19 protein-coding genes are annotated in these 19,366 nt (G+C 63.9%); 9 read left to right on the top strand and 10 right to left on the bottom strand.

Annotated elements, in window-relative coordinates:
* Together Q0L57_RS10080 and Q0L57_RS10085 are read left to right on the top strand one after the other, a co-directional pair.
* Positions 1-681, top strand: a 681-nt coding sequence (locus Q0L57_RS10080; protein ID WP_296741850.1) for an ABC transporter permease, incomplete at its 5' end; no start/stop codon positions are given.
* A gap of 37 nt (positions 682-718) precedes the next feature.
* Positions 719-1,792 (top strand): ABC transporter ATP-binding protein, encoded by a 1,074-nt coding sequence (locus Q0L57_RS10085; protein WP_296742104.1) that lies wholly within the window; start codon positions 719-721, stop codon positions 1,790-1,792.
* Here Q0L57_RS10085 and Q0L57_RS10090 read toward each other — a convergent pair.
* The 5 genes from Q0L57_RS10090 to Q0L57_RS10110 all read right to left on the bottom strand — a co-directional run bounded on the left by Q0L57_RS10090 (position 1,756) and on the right by Q0L57_RS10110 (position 6,872).
* On the bottom strand, positions 1,756-3,069 hold the full coding sequence (locus Q0L57_RS10090) for a flavin monoamine oxidase family protein (RefSeq protein ID WP_296741853.1): 1,314 nt from the start codon (positions 3,067-3,069) through the stop codon (positions 1,756-1,758). The genes Q0L57_RS10085 and Q0L57_RS10090 overlap by 37 nt on opposite strands.
* On the bottom strand, positions 3,066-4,142 hold the full coding sequence (locus tag Q0L57_RS10095; RefSeq protein WP_296741856.1) for an extracellular solute-binding protein: 1,077 nt from the start codon (positions 4,140-4,142) through the stop codon (positions 3,066-3,068). Before Q0L57_RS10095 ends, Q0L57_RS10090 begins: the two co-directional genes overlap by 4 nt.
* A gap of 117 nt (positions 4,143-4,259) precedes the next feature.
* Positions 4,260-5,342, bottom strand: coding sequence for an ABC transporter substrate-binding protein (locus Q0L57_RS10100; RefSeq protein WP_296741858.1), 1,083 nt, complete (start codon positions 5,340-5,342; stop codon positions 4,260-4,262).
* Between the two features lie 42 nt (positions 5,343-5,384).
* A complete protein-coding gene (betI, locus tag Q0L57_RS10105; RefSeq protein ID WP_296741860.1) occupies positions 5,385-6,050 on the bottom strand; it encodes a transcriptional regulator BetI in 666 nt (221 codons plus the stop codon).
* Positions 6,051-6,077: 27 nt separating this feature from the next.
* Complete coding sequence (locus Q0L57_RS10110; RefSeq protein ID WP_296741863.1) at positions 6,078-6,872, bottom strand: class I SAM-dependent methyltransferase; 795 nt, start codon at positions 6,870-6,872, stop codon at positions 6,078-6,080.
* A 213-nt stretch (positions 6,873-7,085) separates the two neighbouring features.
* Here Q0L57_RS10110 and Q0L57_RS10115 point away from each other — a divergent pair, with 213 nt between their 5' ends.
* Genes Q0L57_RS10115 through Q0L57_RS10130 form a run of 4 tightly spaced genes read left to right on the top strand, consistent with a single transcriptional unit; the run spans position 7,086 to position 11,814 of the window.
* Positions 7,086-8,705, top strand: coding sequence for an NAD(P)/FAD-dependent oxidoreductase (locus tag Q0L57_RS10115; RefSeq protein ID WP_296741865.1), 1,620 nt, complete (start codon positions 7,086-7,088; stop codon positions 8,703-8,705).
* Positions 8,692-10,266: an NAD(P)/FAD-dependent oxidoreductase gene (locus Q0L57_RS10120; RefSeq protein ID WP_296741868.1), complete on the top strand. Its 1,575-nt coding sequence runs from the start codon at positions 8,692-8,694 to the stop codon at positions 10,264-10,266. Before Q0L57_RS10115 ends, Q0L57_RS10120 begins: the two co-directional genes overlap by 14 nt.
* 52 nt (positions 10,267-10,318) lie before the next feature.
* The gene (locus Q0L57_RS10125; protein ID WP_296741870.1) at positions 10,319-11,548 is read left to right on the top strand and encodes an aminomethyltransferase family protein; all 1,230 of its coding nucleotides are present in this window, start codon (positions 10,319-10,321) and stop codon (positions 11,546-11,548) included.
* Positions 11,549-11,550: 2 nt separating this feature from the next.
* Positions 11,551-11,814 (top strand): hypothetical protein, encoded by a 264-nt coding sequence (locus Q0L57_RS10130; protein ID WP_296741873.1) that lies wholly within the window; start codon positions 11,551-11,553, stop codon positions 11,812-11,814.
* Between the two features lie 6 nt (positions 11,815-11,820).
* On the opposite strand, the gene Q0L57_RS10135 is transcribed toward Q0L57_RS10130, so the two are convergent.
* The 4 genes from Q0L57_RS10135 to Q0L57_RS10150 all read right to left on the bottom strand — a co-directional run bounded on the left by Q0L57_RS10135 (position 11,821) and on the right by Q0L57_RS10150 (position 15,003).
* Positions 11,821-12,879, bottom strand: a complete 1,059-nt coding sequence (locus tag Q0L57_RS10135) for a dipeptidase (protein WP_296741876.1) — start codon at positions 12,877-12,879, stop codon at positions 11,821-11,823.
* A gap of 260 nt (positions 12,880-13,139) precedes the next feature.
* A complete protein-coding gene (locus tag Q0L57_RS10140; RefSeq protein WP_296741877.1) occupies positions 13,140-13,439 on the bottom strand; it encodes a GNAT family N-acetyltransferase in 300 nt (99 codons plus the stop codon).
* On the bottom strand, positions 13,432-14,067 hold the full coding sequence (locus tag Q0L57_RS10145) for an alpha/beta hydrolase (protein WP_296741880.1): 636 nt from the start codon (positions 14,065-14,067) through the stop codon (positions 13,432-13,434). Before Q0L57_RS10145 ends, Q0L57_RS10140 begins: the two co-directional genes overlap by 8 nt.
* Positions 14,068-14,070: 3 nt before the next feature.
* Positions 14,071-15,003, bottom strand: coding sequence for a VOC family protein (locus Q0L57_RS10150; RefSeq protein WP_296741883.1), 933 nt, complete (start codon positions 15,001-15,003; stop codon positions 14,071-14,073).
* A 216-nt stretch (positions 15,004-15,219) separates the two neighbouring features.
* Here Q0L57_RS10150 and Q0L57_RS10155 point away from each other — a divergent pair, with 216 nt between their 5' ends.
* Entirely contained in the window at positions 15,220-16,788 is a 1,569-nt protein-coding gene (locus tag Q0L57_RS10155; RefSeq protein WP_296741886.1) for an alkaline phosphatase family protein, read from the top strand.
* Positions 16,789-16,817: 29 nt separating this feature from the next.
* Here the strand turns inward: Q0L57_RS10155 and Q0L57_RS10160 are convergent, their stop codons facing one another.
* A complete protein-coding gene (locus Q0L57_RS10160) occupies positions 16,818-18,035 on the bottom strand; it encodes a PRC-barrel domain-containing protein (RefSeq protein ID WP_296741888.1) in 1,218 nt (405 codons plus the stop codon).
* On the opposite strand from Q0L57_RS10160, the gene Q0L57_RS10165 reads away from it, so the two are divergent.
* Together Q0L57_RS10165 and Q0L57_RS10170 are read left to right on the top strand one after the other, a co-directional pair.
* Positions 18,022-18,285, top strand: coding sequence for a hypothetical protein (locus Q0L57_RS10165; protein ID WP_296741891.1), 264 nt, complete (start codon positions 18,022-18,024; stop codon positions 18,283-18,285). The genes Q0L57_RS10160 and Q0L57_RS10165 overlap by 14 nt on opposite strands.
* 155 nt (positions 18,286-18,440) lie before the next feature.
* Positions 18,441-19,361, top strand: coding sequence for a diacylglycerol kinase family protein (locus tag Q0L57_RS10170; protein WP_296741893.1), 921 nt, complete (start codon positions 18,441-18,443; stop codon positions 19,359-19,361).
* Positions 19,362-19,366 lie beyond the last annotated feature (5 nt).

Consider the following 19,366-nt stretch of genomic DNA (forward strand, 5'->3'; position numbering starts at 1 on the left):
GTCACGCTGCAATGGTACGAGGACCTGCCGCGCACGCCGGCGCTGATCGACGCCACCTGGAACAGCCTGATGGTTGGCGTCTCGGCCGCGATCCTGTCGACTGTGCTCGGTATCCTCGCCGCCCGCTCGATCACCCGCTACCGCTATCCCGGCCGACGCGCCATCAACGGGCTGATCATGGCGCCGCTGGTGCTGCCGGAAGTGATCGTCGCCATCTCGATGCTGCTGGTGATGCTGCAGCTCGGCCTCAGCCTGTCGCTGTTCACCGTCGTGCTCGGCCATGTGCTGGTCTGCATTCCCTATTCGATGACGGTGCTGACCTCCGGCTTCGAGGGCTTCGACCGCAGCCTTGAGGAAGCCTCCGCCGATCTCGGCGAAAGCGCCTTCGGCACCTTCCGACGCGTGACCTTGCCGATGGTCGCGCCAGCCATCATCTCCAGCCTGCTCGTCTGTTTCACCATCTCGCTCGACGAGTTCATCATCGCCTTCTTCCTGACCGGCACCGAGGCGACGTTGCCGATCTACATCTGGGGCCAGCTGCGTTTCGCGGCGAAACTGCCTGGCGTGCTGGCGCTCGGCACCTTGCTGCTCATAGCCTCCTTCGTGCTGATGACCATTGCCGAAATCCTGCGTCGCCGCGCGGCCAGACGCACCCAGACCGAGGGAGGCCTCCATGCTTGAGCGGGTCCAGTCCGAGCGCATCCAATCGGAGCGCACCATGATCGAGATCCGCGACGTCACCCGCAGCTATGGCGCCTTCAAGGCGCTGGACGATGCCTCGCTCAGCATCCGCGAGGGGGAATTCTTCTCGCTGCTTGGCCCCTCTGGCTGCGGCAAGACCACGCTTTTGCGCATGATCGCCGGCTTCGACAATCCGACCAGCGGCTCGATCGCCGTCGACGGCCAGCCGATGGAAGGCATTCCCGCCAATCGCCGGCCGACCAACATGGTGTTCCAGAGCTATGCGATCTTTCCCCATCTCAATGTCGAGCAGAATGTCGCCTACGGATTGAAGCGTCTGAAGCTGCAGGCCGGCGAAGAAAAGCGTCGCGTCGAGGAAGCGCTCGCCCAGGTATCGCTGACAGGTCTTGGCAAGCGGCGCGCCACCGAGCTTTCCGGCGGCCAGCGCCAGCGCGTGGCGCTCGCCCGCGCGCTGGTCATGCGCCCCAAGGTGCTGCTGCTGGACGAACCGCTCTCGGCGCTGGACAAGAAGCTGCGCGAGCAGATGCAGGTGGAATTGCGCCGCCTGCAGCAGGCGGTCGGCATCACCTTCGTACTGGTCACCCACGACCAGTACGAGGCTTTGGCCATGTCCGACCGCATCGCGGTGATGTTCGGCGGCAAGATCGCACAGGTCGCTTCACCAAAGGAAATCTATCAGCGCCCGGTCAACCGACAGGTCGCCGACTTCCTCGGCGGCATGAATTTCGTGAAAGCTCAAATCGTCGAGGAGAACGGCGCTTCGCTGGTGCTCGACACGCTGGGCTTCGGCCGCGTCAGGACCGACAAGCCGCAGGCCTATGTGCGCAACGGCGGCGCTGCCACGCTCGGCATCCGGCCCGAACGGCTGCGTGTTCTATGGGACAATGCGACGGCGAAGTTCGAGGTCGCCGGCAAAGTCGTCGAGCGCCACTATTTCGGCGAGATCACCCATCTGATCGTCGAGATACCCGGGCTGGAAAAACCGCTCTCGGTGACCGAGACCAACGATTTCGGCGCCGACGACATACCTGTCGGCACGTCGATCCGCCTCGCCTATGACCCCGAGGCCCTGGTGGCGATGGCCGACTGAAGCGCGGCCTGGACCTTTCCGGCGGCGAGCCTTCCCGCCACGATCGCGCCTTCGACATAGCCCGGGAACGACGGCGAGACTTCCGAAGCCGCGAAATGGATTGGCGGCGCGCCGGCGAGGATGATGCGTTCGGCGTCCCTTGCCGTCAGATCGACGATAAGATCGCTGTAGGCGCCGCCGCTCCACCGGTCGTTCGTCCAGTCGCGCTGGCTGAAGTCGAGCATGTCGGCCGCATCGGGACCCAGCGCACTCACAAGCCTTGCTGTCACCTCCGCGCGCAACGCCGCCTCGCCGAGCAAATGCCAGCGCAACGCCAGCGGCCCGCCGACGAAAACGATGAGCGCTGCATGGTCCGCGTCCTTGCTGCCGTCACAGGCGAACAGCCCCGGCAGGTCGCGCCACATCACCATGCCGCTCAGCTCGCGCTCGCGCCAGAACGGCCGGGCGTAGCGCACCAGGATCTTGATCACCGCGCCGCTTTCCCAGACGCTCAGCTCCCTTGCCAAAGCCGCCGGTAGCGCAGGCGCGAAATCGAGCTTCGCGGCCGTTGCCGGCGGCAGCGCGACCAGAACCTCGCTCGCTTTGACGATGATGCCGCTGGCCGTCGTTACCTGAACGCCTTCGGGCCCGCGCTCGATGCGCGTCGCGGCCTCGTTCAGCCTGAGTCGACCGTCGAGATCGGCGGCCAGGTCGTCGGCCAGCGACTGCATGGTGTCGCGCAAGAAATACTGCAGCTCGAACACTTCGTTGGTGATCCGGCGGTCGTTGTCGATCAGGTACCAGAGCGGCACCTTGTCCGCCGCGAGGCACCACAGGCCTTCGACGAGCGATCGGAAGGCCGCCTTGGAATCGGCGTCGTCATGCTGGCCATCGAGCCAGGCCGCGACGCTCAGCCCGGCAATCGACGGGTCGTCTGGTTCGATCCGGTTCATGCGTTCGCGGATCGCCACCGATGCCTGATAGGTCCGCTCGGCTCTTGCTGGCGACATCCCAGGATGGGTGATGAATTCACCCTCGACATAGGTTTCGACGAACGTCTTGCCACGAGTTTTGGCGAGCGCCATCAGTTGCGGCATGTCCTGGCACAGGAACTGGCCGCCGCTGTCGATCAACTCGCCCAGCCCGTTTCGCATCGCTTCGACGCGCCCGCCGACGCGATCTCGCGCTTCGAGCACAAGGAAATCGAGCCCGGCGCGCTGCAACTCGAGCGCGGCGGACAAGCCGGTGAAGCCGGCACCGACGATGACAACGTCGGTCTTCTGCGCTGTTCCGCTCAATAGCCGGCCTTGATCTTCTCGAATTCGGCGACCATGCGCCGCTTGAGGCCCGGTGGGACGGGCTGTTGGAACAGCGTCTTGTCGAGGAACTTGTCGAGATTGTCGAAACCGCGGTCGGTGAGCAGCTTCTGATCCATCGCCGCCATGCCGGCGCTGTTGCCGTGACCGTAGCCGAAGGTTTTCACCATATACTCAGAAACGCCCGGAGCGTTGACCGCGCTCAGGAAATCATAGGCCTGATCCAGCTTGCCGGGCGCGTCTTTCATCAGCACGTAACCGCAGACCCAGGTCGAGATGCCTTCCCTGGTGTCGCGGTTCATCGCGATCGGCATGCCTTGGCCCTTCAGCGTCACATAGGTCTCGTTCCAGCCCCAGACCAGGTCGACCTCATTGCCCGAGAACGCCTGGTTGAGGTCGGTGTCATCGGTCCAGTAGAAACGGACATTCTTGTGCACGTCGCGCAGGAAGGCCGAAGCCTGGCTGAACTGCTCGTCGGTCATCCTGGTCCAGTCCTTGAGCCCGATGACCAGGCTCGCCAGCGCATAGGCGTCGTCGACATTGTCGCCGATGGTGACGCGACCCTTGAACTTCGGATCGGCAAAGATCTTCAGCGACTTGGCCTCCTCGGCCGTCACCTTGTCGGTACGGTAGAGCAGCGAGGTGTTGCCCCAGTCGAAGGGCATGAACCAGGCCTTGCCATCGGCGGTGGTCGCCAGATCCCTCATTGCCATGATGCCGGGATTGAGGTCCTTCCAGCCGGCGATCCTCGAAGTGTCGAGCGGCTGCAGCAGGCCAGCGTCGCGCCATTTCACCACGCTTTGCGAGCAGGGATGCGCGATGTCGGCCTTGAAGCCGGCGCGCATCTTCTCGAAGGCTTCATCCTCATCGCCGAAGAAGGAGAAAGTTGGCTCAGCGCCATATTTGCCGGTGTAGCCCTGGTGCAGCAACGGGTCCTCGTAGCCCGACCAGTCGAAGACGACGAGATCGCCGCCAGCCTCGGCAAACGCATGGGCGCCGCCCGCGCCGACGGTGATGACGGCGGCCACGGCAAGGCGGCGAAGCGTGGATTTCATGGCGCGAGAAACTCCCCCATCGCGGATATATTCCAGGAGGTTAGGAGAATTCCCGGGCTTTGGCGAGCCCGCCCGCTTCGGCCCCACACCGGAGCAGGCGGGACGCGGAGGCTGGGTTCAATAGCCGGCTTTGATCTTCTCGAATTCGGCGATCATCTTGAGCTTGAGCTCGGAAGGCAGCGGCGACTGGAACAGCGTCTTGTCGACGAACTTCTCGACGTTGTCGTAGCCCTTTTCCTTCAGCACGGCCGGGTCGACGCCCGCCATGCCCTTGGCGTTGGCCTGGCCGTAGCCCCAGTCCTTGACCAGCACCTTGGCGATCTCCGGATCGTTCACGGCATTGAGGAAGTCGTAGGCCTTGTCGGCATTGCCGGGCGCATTCTTGAACAGCACGTAACCGCAAACCCAGGTCGAGATGCCTTCCTGCGTGTCCTTCTTGGACTTGATCGGCACGCCGGCCTTGACCGACTGCACCGCAGCGTCGTTCCAGGCCCAGGCGAGGTCGACCTCGCCGCCGGAGAGCAGCTGCACGATGTCGGTTGTGTCGGTCCAGTAGGAGCGCACGTTCTTGTGGACCTGGCGCAGGAAGTCGGACGCCTGCTTGAACTGGTCGTCCGTCATCTTGGTCCAGTCCTTGAGTCCGATGGCGAGGCTGGCCAGCGCATAGGCATCGTCGACATTGTCGCCGATCGAGACGCGTCCCTTGTACTTCGGGTCGGCGAAGGCCTTCAGCGACTGCACGTCCTTCTCGTCGATCTTCGAGGAGTTGTAGGTGAGCTGCGTGTCGCCCCAGTCCCACGGCATGAACCAGGCCTTGCCGTCGGCGGTGGTGGCGAGATCCTTCATCGCCATGATGCCCGGGTTTAGATCCTTCCAGCCGGCGATCTTCGAAGTGTCGAGCGCCTGCAACAGCCCGGCTTCACGCCACTTCACCACGCTTTGCGAGCAGGGATGGCCGATATCGGACTTGAAGCCGGAACGGATCTTTTCGAACGCCTCGTCCTCGTCGCCGAAGAAGGCGAAGGTCGGCGAGTCGCCGTTCTTCTCGACATATTTCGGATGGAAGCCCGGATCCTCATAGCCGGACCAGTCGAACACGATCAGATCCTTGTCGGCGGCCACGGCGATCGCCGCCGCCGAGGCCGCCAGCGTGCCGGCGAGCGCCAATGTCAGTGTCAGGCGTCGGCTGAGTTTCTTCATGCTGTTCCATCCTCTTTTGCCGGTCTTGGCGGCCGGCTGTTGCTATCGGTAATGCTCCGGGAAGGCGGCGACCAGAAACTCGTTCGCCGCCTGCAGCGCGGTCTCGCGCGTGGTGTCTTCGGTGCCCATCATCATCCGCAGCCAGAGACCTTCGAGCATGGCAGACAGCGCGAGCGCCATGACCTGCGGCTCATAGGCGTAGCCCCCGCTTTCCTTGAGGGTCGTGCAGAGATCGATGAATATCTGCTGGTAGTAGGCGTCGCGCGAGCTGCTCAGCGCCTGGTAGGTCGGCCGCGACTTGGCCTCACCCCAGAAGGCGCACCATGCGGCAAGCTTGCGCTTGTTGCAGATCGAGCGGTCGAAATCGGCCGCCACCAGGGCCTGCAGCTGCCGCGCTGGGTCGTCGCCGGCCTTCTGCAAGGCGTTGCGCCAATGCGCCGAATACTCGTCATACATATGCTGCAGCGTGGCGACGAGAAGCTTTTCCTTGCTCTCGAAATGGAAGTTGACGATGCCGCGCGACAGCCCGGCGCCGTCCGCGACATCCGCCATCGTCGTCTCGGCATAGCCTCGTTTCGCCAGCGAATCGATCGTCGCCTCGATCAGCTGGAGCTGCCTCACCTCTTTCGAGGCCTTGCGTCCGCGCTTCTCGCTGTCGTTCTTGCGTGCCGGTTCGGCGACAGCGTCCCTGTCTTCTATCGTCTTCATAGGCGTCACGGCCCCAAGCATTGCCGGCTACCCAACCGGCTTCCAACCGCGCAGATGAGTGGGGCGGTGCTCGCCACTGTCAAGCACCTTCTGCATCGCCTCCCAGGTCTGGATATTCTTGTCGACATAGGCCGAGCCGACCGCGACCGCGACCTGGCCATAGAACGGCCCCTTGAGCCGCGCGAGCTCCTCGCGAGCCACTTCGCGGTACCATGGATTGCGATCCCGGACGGTGATGTCGCGGAAGCCGGCGCGCCGCATCGCCTCGGCATAGCGCGCCGGCGAAGCCATGGCGAAGGAAAGGCCCTCGGCCGCCACATAGGCTTTCATGTCCGGCGACGGTTCGTCGTCATGCGAGATCATCCAGTTCGACGCGGCGAACACGCCGCCAGGTTTCAACACACGGAAGATCTCGGTGAACAGCGCATCCTTGTCGGACACGTGCAGCAGCGCGTCCTTGGAGAAGACGACATCGAAGGACGCGCCGTCGAACGGCAGTGCGCCGGGCGCGGCCTGGACAAAGTTGACGCGGTCTTGAAGGCCTTGCCTGGCCGCCCCGCGCCTTGCCGTCCGGATCACCGGTTCTTCCACGTCGAAGCCGGTAGCCCGCGACGCGCCATGTCGCGCGACCAGATGCAAGGTGATGCCGCCAACGCCGCAGCCGATGTCCAGGATCGTCTTTCCCTTGAGCGACAGGCCTTCGACCACACGGTCGACTTCTTCCGGGCCGCCCGGCGAAAGGTACCCCTCACCCCAGAGCGCTTCGAGGAAGCGTATGGCGGTATCGTCATATTCCGGCTCGGCTTCCGCCGTTTCGATCATCGGATCTCAGTCCCAAATGCCGAAGTGGCCCGCTTGGTAATGCGGGATCCAGAATGCGTGCAAAGCCTAGCGCATCAACAGGAAAACGCAACACCATTTGTTGAACATTCATTCAATATAGCTGGACAAAAAACCGTGATCCATGCCAAATTCGGGCAATCGGGGAACAACGCCAGGCAAAAAAAGAGGCGACCGGATGGAGGTTAGGCGCGCATGAAGGCATGGGACGCGATCGTCATCGGCGGCGGCCATAACGGCCTGGTCAACGCCTGTTATCTGCAGCGTGCCGGCCTCGACGTGCTGGTGGTCGAGAAAAACGACTGGGTCGGCGGCGCAGCCACCAGCCGCGAGCTTACGCCGGGCTTTCTCTATTCCAACTGCTCCTATGTCTGCTCGCTGTTCCGGCCCGAGATCATGCGCGATCTGGAGCTACCGCGCTTCGGCCTGCAGGTGATCTCCTACGAGGGCGGCGCCGTGTTCACCCGTGACGGCGACTATCTCGCCAACTACCGCGACCATGATGCGCACCGCCGCGAGTTCGCCCGCTTTTCCAGTCGCGATGCCGAGGCCTATGACCGCTATTCGCGTGACGTCACCAGGCAGTGCCGCTTCATCCAGCCGCTTTTGATGCGCACCGCGCCCGACCCGGCCAGCTTCAAGCCGCGCGATCTCGGCGAGTTGCTCTATCTCGGCAAGAAGTTCGCCGGCCTCACCGCCGAGGAGATGGCGCTGACGTTGCGCTTCTGGACGATGTCTATTTCCGACTTCCTCGACGAGTATTTCGAGACAGACGTCATCAAGGCGAATTTCGCGCTCTCCGGCATCATCGGCACGGCGCTCGGACCGATGTCGCCCGGCACGGCCTACGTCCTGCTGCATCATTACATGGGCGAGGTCGACGGCTCGGTCGGCGCCTGGGGCTATGCGCGCGGCGGCATGGGCGCCGTCACCCGGGCGCTGGCCGCATCCTTCAAGGCCTCGGGCGGCACCATCCGCACCGGCGCCGAGGTCGACCATGTGCTGATCAGGAACGGCAAGGCTAGGGGCGTCGTGCTGGCCGGCGGCGAGGAAATCCACGGCAGGCTGGTCGTCTCCAACGCCGACGTCAAGCGCACCTTCCTGACGCTGGTCGAGGAGAAGGAACTGCCCGAAATCTTCCTGCGGCGGGTGCGGAACTTCAAGATCCGAGGCTCGTCCGGCAAGGTCAACATCGCGCTCGATTCCCTGCCGGAATTCCCGGCCCTGCCGAAGGACTCTCCCGTTTATCGCGGCGACATGCATTTCACCGATTCCATCGAGCGCATGGAGCGCGCCTATGACGACTGGAAGGCAGGGCGCTGGTCGTCCGATCCCTTTCTCGACATGGTGATCCCGACCACGCTCGACCCGACCATGACGCCGCCCGGCAAGCACTTCATGAGCTGCTTCGTGCAATATGCGCCACCCAAGGTGAACGGTCGCGACTGGACCAACGCCGACCGCGACGGTTTCGCCGAGAGTGTGATCTCCCAGATCGCCGAATACTCACCGGGTTTCGGTGACCGCATCGTCCACATGGAAGTGCGCACGCCGCGCGAGATCGAAGCCGAAGTCGGCCTCACCGAAGGCAACATCTTCCAGGGCGAGCTCACCTTCGACCAGTTGCTCTTCAACCGTCCCGTGCCGGGCTACGCGCAATACCGCTCGCCGGTCGGCGGGCTCTATATGTGCGGCTCCTCCACCCATCCAGGCGGCGGTGTCATGGGCGCGCCGGGACGCAACGCCGCCGCCGAGATCCTGCGCGACCTCGCCAGGCCAACCCAACATATGAGCCCGGCCCATGATGTCATCTGAAGCAAACTGGGATGTGATCGTCATCGGCGGCGGCCACAATGGCCTTGTCACCGCCGCCGCGCTGGCGAAGTCCGGCCGCAAGGTGCTGCTGCTCGAGGCTGGCGACGATGTCGGCGGCGCGGCGCGCACCGAGGAATTTGCGCCGGGCTTCCGTGTATCCGCGGTCGCCCATCTGCTCAACCGGCTGCATCCCGACGTCGTCAAGGCGCTGGAGCTTGAGCACTACGGGCTGAAGGTCGAGCGTAGCGATTTCGCGCCCTCGGTGGCGCTGTCGAAGGTCGGTCCGCTGGTGCTGCATGGCACCTATGGCGAGGTGCTGACCGGCGCCAGCCCTGCGGAGCAGTCCGCCTGGAAGGAATTGCGCGCGCAGCTGCTGCGCTATGCCGGCGTCCTGAAACCCTTCCTGTCGCGCCGGCCGCCGGACCTTGCCGGCATGTCGCTCGCTGAAATGACGGGGCTTGGCCAGACGGCGCTGGCGCTGAAGCGGCTCGGCAAGGAAGACATGCGCGACTTCCTGCGCGTGCTTCTGATGAACGTCTACGACCTGCTCGACGAGCAGCTTTCGGACGACCGGCTGAAGGGACTGCTTGCCTTTGACGCGACGCTCGGCTCCCATCTCGGTCCGCGCTCGCCGACCTCGCTGCTCGGCCTCTACTACCGGCTGGCGGGAGAGATCGGCGGCCTTGCCGGCGCTCAAATCCAGCCCAAGGGGGGCATGGGCTCAGTTGTCGCCGCCATTCAGGCCGCGGCCGAGAAGGCAGGCGTGACGATCCGCGCAGCCTCCCCGGTCGCCAAGGTCATCGTCGAGAAGGGCCGCGCCGTCGGGGTCGTCACGCAAGGTGGCGCGACGTTGCGCGCGAAGACCGTCGTTTCCGCGATCAATCCGGTGACCACAATCCTCGATCTCGTCGGGCCGCGCGAGGTCGACACCGGCTTCGTGCGCAAGGTGAAGAACATCCGTATGAAAGGCGATGCGGCCAAGCTCAATCTGGCGCTCGACCGGCCGCCGCAATTCACCGGAGTCGATGTCGCCGGTCACAAGGGCCGCCTCGTCATCGCCCCCTCGCCCGATCATGTCGAGCACGCCTTCAACCCGTCGAAATATGGTGAGTTCTCGCCCGAGCCGGTGATGGAGATCACACTTCCCAGCCTGGCCGACCCAGCGCTCGCGCCCTCAGGCGCCTGCGTGCTTTCAGCGGTGGTGCAATACGCGCCTTATGCGTTGAGAGACGGTTGGACCGCCGGCAAGCCGCTGTTCCTCAAGGCCATCATGGCGCAGCTTGAAACATATGCACCGGGCATTGGCGCGACGGTGCGTCATGCCGAGCTTTTGACGCCGGCCGACATCGAGACGCGCTACCGCATGCCCGGCGGCCACTGGCATCACGGCGAATTGCAAGCCGACCAGATGCTGATGTCGCGTCCCGTTTCCGGCTGGTCGGGCTACGACACGCCGCTGGAAGGGCTGTTCCTTGCCGGCGCCGGCTCGCATCCGGGCGGCGGCATCTCCGGCGCCCCCGGCCTCAACGCCGCGCGCCGCATCATCGCGATGAGGGCATAGGTATGTTTTTGCAAATCGCTGGCGCAGCGCTCTACGGCGAAGGAACGCCGTGATGAATCGTTATGTGAAAATCAACTCCGATCGCCTCGCGGCCCAATCCCATTTCCGCACGCTGCGGCTCGGCACGCCATTCCAGCCGCGCATCGACGCGCTGGGGCTGAAGCAGGACTGGTACAGTTGGGCCGGCTACCGCGCGCCGCATTCGCTGTGGGACGAGGAGCTCGAATATTTCGCCATACGCAGCCAGGCCGCGCTCTTCGACATATCGCCTATGACGAAATACCGGGTCGAGGGTCCGGACGCCGAAGCCTATCTCGATCGCGTCACGCTGCGCGACGTGACGAAGCTGAAGCCCGGCCGCGTCCACTACACCGCCTGGTGCGACGACGAAGGTTTCGTGCTCGACGACGGCACCCTGTTCCGGCTGTCGTCGACGCGCTTCCGGCTCTGCTCGCAGGAGCGGCATCTGCCCTGGCTGCTGGACAGCGCCATTGGATACGAGGTCAGCGTTTTGGAAGAGACCGAGGCCGTCGCCGGGCTGGCGCTGCAGGGCCCGACCTCCTTCGCTATCCTGCGCGATGCGGGCTTTGCCGGCGTCGCGCGGCTGAAGGTCTTCGACCTCGCCGAATTCGCGCATGACGGCGGGACCGTCACCATCTCGCGCACCGGCTTCACCGGCGATCTCGGCTACGAACTGTTCGTGCCGATCGACAAAGCGTTGAGCCTGTGGGACCGGCTGATGGCGGCGGGCGAGTTGCGCGGCATCCGCGCTATTGGCTACACGGCGCTGAACCGCGCCCGGCTGGAAGCTGGACTGATCGTCGCCAATGCCGACTTCACAGCTGCCGAGCATGCCATCCGCGCCGACCGCTTGCGCATGCCGGACGACATCGGCCTCGGCTTCATGATCGATCCGGACAAGGGCCACTTCAACGGCCGCCGCGCCATCCTCGAAGCGCGGGCCAAGAAGAAGCTGCGCCACGTGCTGGTCGGCCTGGAGATCGAGGGCAACATCCCGGCCGAACATGCAATTGTCTACCACAAGAAGAGCCAGGAGGTCGGCCTGGTCAGCGCCGCGATGTGGTCACCGATGGCCAAGCGTAACATCGCCATCGCCTCGCTGCGGCGGCCCTATGGCGACACGATCGTCGACGATCTGTGGGTCGAGATTTACGCCATGCGCGAGTTGCAGTACCAGAAGCTGATGAAGAAGGCGAAGGTGGTGCAGCGGCCCTTCATCAAGCTTGAACGCCGCACCGCCAGCCCGCCGGCGGATTTCTGACGATGGCAAGCGGAGCGGAAGACCTGGACGCCGCGGCGGAAGCCGCCGAGCAGTGGCAGTTGGTCAACACGCCGCTCGGCGAGATGTGGTCCGGCCGCACCCGTTACGCGGCGGCGATGTACTTCTTCAAGCGCGACGAGATGAACGCCGAGACGCTCGAGGTCTATCGCATCTGCGCCCGGCTCGACAGCGAAGATCCCTTGCCGATCATCCGCGACCGTGGCGTCGGCAAGGAATGGCTGAAGCGCATGGGCTTCGCGCTTTAGCCGCACCTATCCTATCGTGCGCTCCAGCACGTTGAGCCAATTCCGATAAGCGATCTTCTCGATCAGCGCGCGCCCGAAACCGCGCGCTGCAAGCGCGTCGATGAGCTTCGGCAGGCCGGCCACGTCGCCGATGACGGCCGGGATCATGGCGCCGTCGAAATCCGAGCCGAGACCGACGCCATCCTCGCCCAGCGCCTGCAATAGCGAATCGATATGGCGCACCATGATGTCGAGGCTGGTGTCGGCATTCATGCGACCATCCTCGCGCAGGAAGCCGGTGGCGAAGTTCAGCCCCACCATGCCGCCCGATTCGCGGATCGCGCCGAGCTGCCATTCGGTCAGGTTACGCGAATGGCCGCAAATTGCGTGCACATTGGAATGGGTGGCGACCAATGGCGCATCGCTGAGCGCCGCCACGTCGCGAAAGCCCTTCTCGTTGAGATGCGACAGGTCGATCATGATCCTGAGCTGGTTGCACGCCTTGACCAGCGCCTTGCCCGCGTCCGTCAAGCCCGGCCCGGTGTCGGGCGAGGACGGAAAGCGGAATGGCACGCCATTGCCGAACGCGTTCGGCCGGCTCCAGACGATGCCCAGCGAGCGCAGGCCGGCGGCGTGAAGCACGTCGAGCATGGCGAGCTCGGGATCGATCGCCTCGACGCCCTCGATGTGGAAGACCGCGGCGATCGAGCCCTTCGCCATCGCTTCGCGCACATCGCCGGCGCTGCGGCACACCGTCAGCGCGCCCGCGCGCTCCAGCCTGAACAGGATCGAAGCCATGCCGATGGTGGACTTGACCGCTTCGGCCTGCGGCAACTCGGGCGGCAAAGGCTCGTTGTCGCTCGGCGCCGGCGGCACGGCACTGCGTTTGCTCTTTTCGACCGGCGGCGGAAAGATCGCGAACATGCCGCCAGCAAAGCCACCCTTCCTGGCGCGCGGCAGGTCGATGTGACCGCCCGGCGTTCCCTCGATGAACAGCTTTTCGACGTCCGCTTCTTTCGACTGGTAGAGTCGCAGGAGCGTGTCGTTGTGTCCGTCGAAAACGGGGATCAGGTCGGTCTCGGTCATCAGGGAAGCCATTCAATTCGGTGACAGGCGGGACGAACATTTCCGTCCGAGCGAACCGTAAACTTAGGCAAGATGACCGAGCCGTGCAAATGCCAGACCGGCTCTTTTCCTTCTCCCCTTGTGGGAGAAGGTGGATCGGCGCGCAGCGCCGAGACGGATGAGGGGTGCTCCAGCGGAGTGAGACGCTGGCGTTCCCTGGAACACCCCTCATCCGGCCGCTTCGCGGCCACCTTCTCCCACAAGGGGAGAAGGCAAAGCGGTCAATGTTTCAGCACGTCCGACCAATCCGGATGGCGGCGGAACTGGGCGTTTGCAAAGGGGCAGAGCGGAATAATCTTCTTGCCGGCGGCCCGCGCGTCCTCGACCGCGCGGGTAACGAGCCGGAGCCCGGCACCCTGGCCGCGAAAGACGTCCGGCACCTCGGTGTGGTCGATGATGAGCTGATGCTCGCCGATCTTCGTGAAGGTCATCTCGGCCTCGGCGCCACCCGGACCGCGCAGCACGTAACGGCCCTTGGAGCCGTGGTCTTCGAGTTCGATCTCGGGCAATTGGTCAGCCATTTTTTCCTCCTGCTTCTGTCGGCGTGAGGGCAAACAGCCGCCGCGCCGCCTCGATTTCATTCGGCCGCACCTCGTGCCCGCCGTCGTGCCATTCGACTGTGACATCGGCTCCGTCGGCGCGCAAATACGCCTCCAGCCGCGAGGTCAGGTTCGGCGGGCAGATCGGGTCGCGCCTGCCGGCCGTGATCAGGACATGCCGACCGGCAAGACTCCCATCTACCTGGGGTTCGAACGGGATCAGCGGGTGCATGAGCGCCGTGGCATCGAACAGGCCTGGTTCGGCGAACATCACCGAAGCCAGGATGTTGGCGCCATTGGAGTAGCCGAGCCCGAACACCGCCGAGGGCTTTGCCGCCTCGACATGCGCCTTGACGAAACCAGCCATCCTGGTCGTCGCCCGTGCAAGATCGTCCATGTCGTAGACGCCCTCGCCGGTGCGGCGGAAGAAGCGCGCGGCGCCATGTTCCAAGACGTCGCCGCGCGGCGATACGATGGTCGCCGACGGCACGAGCTCACGGCCGAAAGAGAGAAGCTGGTTCTCGTCCGCCCCGGTGCCGTGGAAGACGAAGAGCAGCGGACTGCCCGGCGAACCGGGCAGCATCTTGTGGATGTAAGCGTCCTTGCTCATGGCTTAGTCTTCCAGCTTCTGCAGATGCTGTTCGAGATAGGGCCTCAGATGCTGATGCTGCGACGGCAGCTTCAACGCCTCGCCGAGATGAGCGGTATCCTCGTCACGGTCGAAGCCCGGCTCGTTGGTAGCGACCTCGAACAGCACGCCGCCCGGCGTGCGGAAGTAGATCGCCCAGAAGTAGTCGCGATCGATGACCGGCGTGACGCCATAGCCGGTGTCGACCAGCGCCTTGCGCACCTCCAGCTGCTTGGCGCGATCCTCCACCGCGAAAGCCACGTGGTGCACCGAGCCTGCGCCGAGATTGGCGAAGCCGGCGCCCGGCAGCGATTCGATGTCGACGACGTCGGCGCCATTGCCGTTCTTGATCGCCAATCGGCGAACGCTGCCGGACTTGTCGACTTCCTCATAGCCCATGAGCTTCAAAAGTTCCTCGGTGGCGCCGCCGTCCTTCAGCCTCAGCGAGACCGAGTGAAAGCCGCGGATCGCTTCGTCACCGGGGACCCCGCCTTTGACCCAGGGCGCTCTGCTGTCGGCCTTGTCCTCGACAAGAGCGAAACCGTCGCCGTCAGGGCCGGTGAAGGTAAGGCGCTTCTCGCCGAAGCTTTCAGTACGGGCAACATTGGCCACTCCTTCGTCGGCAAAGCGCTTTTCCCAATAGGCAAGCGTGCCATCGGGAACCGAAAACACCGTGGTGCCTACCTCGCCGACGCCATGCCGGCCCTTGCCGATGTCCGGGAACGGAAAATAGGTCATCACCGAACCCGGCGTGCCGAATTCATCCGCGTAGTAGAGGTGATAGACGTCGGGTGCGTCGAAGTTCACTGTCTTCTTGACCCGGCGCAGGCCGAGCTTCTTCGTGAAGAAGTCGTTGTTCTGGCGCGCATCGCTTGCCATCGAGGTGACGTGATGCAGCCCCTTGATCTGATTGAGCATGAACGTGCTCCTTTCCCATTTTTGGTGCGGCCCTCGCCGCTGTCGACGCCAATATGAGGATAGCCCCGCCGGCGGCAAAGCGGCCAAACACAGAATGGACTGTCTAGAATGAGTGAACGATATTGTTTTTACGTTCACCATTTTCAACAATCTGGGCAACTTGCAACACTCGGGAATTTCGGCTCCATGAGCGGCGCGCCTTGAAGGAAGAGAAGTTTGGACAACCAGGTCAGCCGCCCCAATGTTCTTCTGATCACCTGCGACCAATGGCGAGGCGACTGCCTGTCGGCGGTCGGCCATCCGGTGGTGAAAACGCCGAATGCCGACGCGCTTGCCGCCGAGGGCGTGCTGTTCCGCCGCCACTATGCCGGGGCCGCACCGTGCTCGCCCGCGCGCGCCTGCCTCTATACCGGCCTCTACCAGATGAACAACCGCGTCTGCCGCAACGGCACGCCGCTCGATGCCCGGCATGCCAACATCGCGCTCTCGGCGCGCGCCGCAGGCTACGACCCGACGCTGTTCGGCTACACCGACGTCTCGCTCGACCCGCGCGAACTTGCGGCCGGCGATCCGCGGCTGCAGAGCTATGAAGGCGTGCTGCCCGGCTTCACCGCGCGGCAACTGCTTCCGGAGCATCAGAAGCAATGGCTATCCTGGCTGCGGGCACAAGGCGTCGATACCGGCACCGGTTATCCGCAAATCCACCGCCCCGTAGGCCGGCAAGGCAAGGTCCATGGCGAAGTTACCAACGCGCCGCCTGTCTATTCGAGAGACCAGACGCCAACCGCCTTCCTGGCCGGCGAATTCATCCGCTGGCTCGGCGAGCAGGAGCAAGATGCACCGTGGTTTGCGCATATCTCCTTCATCAGCCCGCACCCGCCTTTCATCGTGCCGGAGCCCTACAACACCATGTACGACCCGGCCGACGGTCCTGCATTCCGGCGCGCGATGGACTGGCAGACCGAAGCCAGCAACCACCCTTATCTCGCCTACGACCTTGCAAGGCAGAAGCGGACGAAGTTCGTCCCCGGCGTGGAAGGCAAAGTGGCGGAATGGAGCGAGGAGAATTTCCGCCGCATCCGTGCGATCTACTACGGCATGATCTCAGAGGTCGACGCGCAACTCGGCCGCCTCTGGCGAGCGCTGAAAGCCGCCGGCGCCTGGGATGACACGGTGATCGTGCTGACTTCCGACCATGCCGAGATGATGGGCGACCATTTCATGCTTGGCAAAGGCGGCTTCTTCGATGCCAGCTATCACATCCCGCTGATCATCCGCGACCCAGGTAGGAGGAGAGCGGCGGGTTCATCCGTCGACCGTTTCACCGAGGCCGTCGATATTTTCCCCACATTGCTCGACCTGATCGGCGCCACGCCCAAGCCGCACCTCGATGGCAGATCGCTGGCGCCCTGGCTGAATGGCGACGTATCGACCGGCTGGCGCGACGCCGCTCACTGGGAGTTCGATTTCCGCACGATTGCCGGGGGCGAGGTGGAACGCCACTTCGGCATCGGCTCGCGCCAGTGCAACCTGGCTGTCATCCGCACCGAGGATTTCAAATATGTCCATTTCGGCGGTGGCTTGCCGCCTCTGCTGTTCGACCTGAAGAAAGATCCGGGAGAACTCGACAATCTTGCCGACGACCCGGCCTATCTACCGGTGCGGCTGGAATTCGCCGAAAAGATGCTCGCCTGGCGCGCCGGGCATCTCGACCAGTCGCTGGCTCTGGCGGAACTGACTGAAAATGGCGTGGTCGGCCACGTTGCTAGGACGGAAGGGCAGTAGGGCCTTGCTGCCCTACTGCCCTTGTTCCCTTACTTCAATATCAGCCGCTGCTTATCGCGTTGCTGGGCATACGTGCCCTTGTCGTAGGCGGCCTGCGCCTGCAGCTCATCCTTGGTGAAGTTGGTGTAGAGATACTTCTTCCCGTCCTTGTCGGTCATGAATTTGAGCTTGTCCATGCCGACCGCCACCTCCTTGGCGCCGATGCCGAGGAAACCGCCAACGTCGACGATCACCGCATCCGGCTTTTTGTCCGGCGTCAGGACGACGTCACCGATTTCGCCGATCTTGGCGTCGTTGGCGCCATAGACGGTCGCACCCTTGAGGTCATCGCCCCTGATATCGCCCATCGGCATTTCCTTCAGGGTCGACTTGTCGATCGAGGCCGTCGTCGTCTGGTCGGTGGCGGAAGCACCCGAGCCGGCAGGCTTGTTTTCCGCCGTGGACGTGGCAGCTGGCGTCGTGGCCTCAGCCGTCGTCTGCGCGGGCTGAGCCGGCTTGCCCGCCTTGTCGGCCGTCGTGTCGGATGAGGCTACTGCCGGCGTTGTCGTTGCAGGCGCATTGTTCGACGCCGCGTTGGTCGCTGCAGGGGCCGGATCGTAGGCCTTGCGGTTGAAATCCGGCTGTGCCTGCAGTTGTTCTTTGGTCGCCTCCGCAACCAGCCAGCGCTTGCCGTCCCTCTCGGCCCATTTCGCCTTGGCAAAATCGAAGGTGACGTTCTTCGTGCCCATGCCGAGGAAGCCGCCGACGCCAATGACGAGCGACTCCGCCTTGCCGTCCTTGGCCAGTACGATGTCCTTCACGTCGCCGATCTTCTGCGCGTCGTCGGCCGTGCCGTTATAGACCGAGCCACCCATGATGTTGCTGGCAAGGTTGCCGTCGGCCTTCTTCACCGGCTCGGCCGGTTTTACGTCGGCGGGCTTCTGCGCGCCGCCAGTCGCAGACTGACCGGCATCGGCCGACTGCGCCGGGGCCGGATCGTAGGGCTTGCGATCGAACGCCGGTTGCGCGCTCAATTCGTCCTTGCTTGTCTTGGCCACCAGCCAGCGGTCACCATTCTTCTCAGCCCATTCCAGCTTGCCGTAATCGAAGGCTACGTCCTTCTTTCCAACGCCGAGGAAGCCGCCGACACCGATAATTGCGGACTTGGCCTTGCCGCTGGCATCGAACACGACGTCGTCGATCTTGCCGATGTTCTGGGCGTCGTCGCCGGTGCCGTTGTACACCGAGACGCCGATGATGTTGGTCATCAATGCACCGTCCGCACGCACGACCGGCGTCGGGTTCTGGGCGGCGGGCGGTTCCGCCGGGGTCGGCGTGGCGGTTTGTGCGAACGCGCCGGTAGCAATCAACGTCGCAAGCGCGGTTGTCGCAAAAAGAGTGCGGATCATGATGGGTCTCTCCTCGTGCCTGATTTCCGTGCATGCCGCGCCGATCGCCGCCCTTGCTTTTGCGCAGGTCAGTCCGCGGCATTCGTTTGACAGGTTCACAACGTCGTGACCAAGGCGTTGTTCCATCTTCAAAAAGCAGCAGCCTTCGCCGCAGGAATTCCCGACCACTCGCGGAACCTTTGCGTCGCCTTTTCGTTTCAGCCTCCGGCTGAGGGGCGTTTTTCGGCCTGAATTGAAGCCGGAATTGAGAACACGGAGCGGGGCATGCGGTTTGCTGCGGTGCTGAACCAGGACGGCGGCACTTTGCGCGATATTGATATCGACGCCTTCTCCGAGCGCCTGCGCCACGCACTCGAAGCGGCTGGCCATTCGGTCCAGATCGATATCGTTGCCGGCCGTGACATTGCCGCGGCGCTGGAAAAGGTGATCGCAAAGCGGAATGTCGATGTCGTTCTTGCCGGTGGCGGCGACGGTACGATTTCGAAGGCCGCGGCGCTGCTCATGAACAAGAAGAAAGCCCTGGCCATATTGCCCGCCGGCACCATGAACCTGTTCGCGCGTGGCCTTGGCATTCCGCAGACGTTGGATGCGGCGCTGAAATCCATCGTCGACGGCGAGGTGATCGCGATCGATATCGCAAGCGCGAACGGGCAGCCCTTCATCCACCAGTTTTCAATAGGCATGCACGCCAAGATGGTGCAGCTACGGGACAGCATGGAGTTCGGTTCGCGCCTGGGAAAGATCCGCGCCTCCGTGCGTGCTGCATGGGTCACCATCAAGAATCCGCCGGCGCTCAAGGTGAGCCTGACAATCGGCAAGGCCGAGATTCTCACTCGCACCACCGGCATCGGCATCAGCAACAACCTGTTCGGCGAGGGCCATCTTCCCTATGCGGACAATCCGGCCGGCGGCGTGCTGGGCATCTATGTCAGCGTCGCGCGCAGGCGCCATCACCTGGCAAAACTGTTGCTCGACATGCTGCGCGGCAGGTGGCGCCAAAGTACGCATGTCGAGGTTCATCAGACTGACAAGGCGCTGTTGAAAATCCATTCGCCGACAAAGAAATTCAGCGCCGTCATGGACGGCGAGTTAATCAGGCTGGAACGCGAGACCGTGATTGAAATTCATCCCGGCGCGCTGAACGTGCTCGTGCCGGCGCGCGGCGCGCAAGCCAGGGCTGCATGATGGGA

Source organism: Mesorhizobium sp., assembly GCF_024509055.1.
Taxonomy (GTDB): Bacteria; Pseudomonadota; Alphaproteobacteria; order Rhizobiales; family Rhizobiaceae; genus Mesorhizobium.

Excerpts from the sequence above, each read along its gene's own strand:
- Q0L57_RS10085 (WP_296742104.1), top strand. The coding sequence starts at position 719 with ATGATCGAGATCCGCGACGTCACCCGCAGCTATGGCGCCTTCAAGGCG.
- Q0L57_RS10095 (WP_296741856.1), bottom strand. The coding sequence starts at position 4,142 with ATGAAATCCACGCTTCGCCGCCTTGCCGTGGCCGCCGTCATCACCGTC.
- Q0L57_RS10100 (WP_296741858.1), bottom strand. The coding sequence starts at position 5,342 with ATGAAGAAACTCAGCCGACGCCTGACACTGACATTGGCGCTCGCCGGC.
- betI (WP_296741860.1), bottom strand. The coding sequence starts at position 6,050 with ATGAAGACGATAGAAGACAGGGACGCTGTCGCCGAACCGGCACGCAAG.
- Q0L57_RS10110 (WP_296741863.1), bottom strand. The coding sequence starts at position 6,872 with ATGATCGAAACGGCGGAAGCCGAGCCGGAATATGACGATACCGCCATA.
- Q0L57_RS10115 (WP_296741865.1), top strand. The coding sequence starts at position 7,086 with ATGAAGGCATGGGACGCGATCGTCATCGGCGGCGGCCATAACGGCCTG.
- Q0L57_RS10120 (WP_296741868.1), top strand. The coding sequence starts at position 8,692 with ATGATGTCATCTGAAGCAAACTGGGATGTGATCGTCATCGGCGGCGGC.
- Q0L57_RS10125 (WP_296741870.1), top strand. The coding sequence starts at position 10,319 with ATGAATCGTTATGTGAAAATCAACTCCGATCGCCTCGCGGCCCAATCC.
- Q0L57_RS10130 (WP_296741873.1), top strand. The coding sequence starts at position 11,551 with ATGGCAAGCGGAGCGGAAGACCTGGACGCCGCGGCGGAAGCCGCCGAG.
- Q0L57_RS10135 (WP_296741876.1), bottom strand. The coding sequence starts at position 12,879 with ATGACCGAGACCGACCTGATCCCCGTTTTCGACGGACACAACGACACG.
- Q0L57_RS10140 (WP_296741877.1), bottom strand. The coding sequence starts at position 13,439 with ATGGCTGACCAATTGCCCGAGATCGAACTCGAAGACCACGGCTCCAAG.
- Q0L57_RS10145 (WP_296741880.1), bottom strand. The coding sequence starts at position 14,067 with ATGAGCAAGGACGCTTACATCCACAAGATGCTGCCCGGTTCGCCGGGC.
- Q0L57_RS10150 (WP_296741883.1), bottom strand. The coding sequence starts at position 15,003 with ATGCTCAATCAGATCAAGGGGCTGCATCACGTCACCTCGATGGCAAGC.
- Q0L57_RS10165 (WP_296741891.1), top strand. The coding sequence starts at position 18,022 with ATGATGTTGGTCATCAATGCACCGTCCGCACGCACGACCGGCGTCGGG.
- Q0L57_RS10160 (WP_296741888.1), bottom strand. The coding sequence starts at position 18,035 with ATGACCAACATCATCGGCGTCTCGGTGTACAACGGCACCGGCGACGAC.
- Q0L57_RS10170 (WP_296741893.1), top strand. The coding sequence starts at position 18,441 with ATGCGGTTTGCTGCGGTGCTGAACCAGGACGGCGGCACTTTGCGCGAT.